Raw genomic sequence first — 501 nt, 5'->3', positions numbered from 1 at the left:
GCGTTAGCTTGCAATGACAGATCAGTTGCCACTCGCCAGTAAACTTGCCCACAACATTGGCCTGATTGTGCTTCAGAGCCAAGAGCTTGAGCGCAATCTCAAGCTGGTCGTGGCGGCTATGGATCAACCAGCGACGACGTCCGTAATCCAGCGACATCAGGGGCTAAGGCGCCGCTCTTTGGGCGAGGTCGTAAAACGCTTCCTTGCAAATGTGACCGTAACGGAAGGCAGTGTCGCCCATCTAGAAAGTTACTTTCAGTTATTACTAGATCGCCGCAATAATGTAGTTCACCACTTCTTTGAGGTATATGGTGCGGACCTAGAAGCTGGCAAGCACACCGAGGTGCTCGCAAGCTTGGCCAAGCTCCACGGCGAACTGCGCCACGTCGCCACCTCCTTCAGAGGCGTTAATCGAGCGTTTCTGGAGAGCTTGCAGGAGGAGCCACCGCTTGCAAGCTAACAATTCGTTCAAGCCGAACTTGCTTCGTTCCACCAAAGCCA

1 protein-coding gene is annotated in these 501 nt (G+C 53.7%); it reads right to left on the bottom strand.

Annotated features, from left to right (window positions below):
* Window positions 1–319: 319 nt before the first annotated feature.
* The coding region (locus SNE34_RS14780; RefSeq protein WP_332618387.1) for a hypothetical protein at window positions 320–501 on the bottom strand (182 nt) is incomplete at its 5' end.

The sequence above is a fragment of the Novilysobacter erysipheiresistens genome, from assembly GCF_036663935.1.
GTDB lineage: Bacteria > Pseudomonadota > Gammaproteobacteria > Xanthomonadales > Xanthomonadaceae > Novilysobacter > Novilysobacter erysipheiresistens.
The sequence above is the reverse complement of the archived record's forward strand: the minus strand, read 5'-3'. Positions and strand labels throughout refer to the sequence as shown.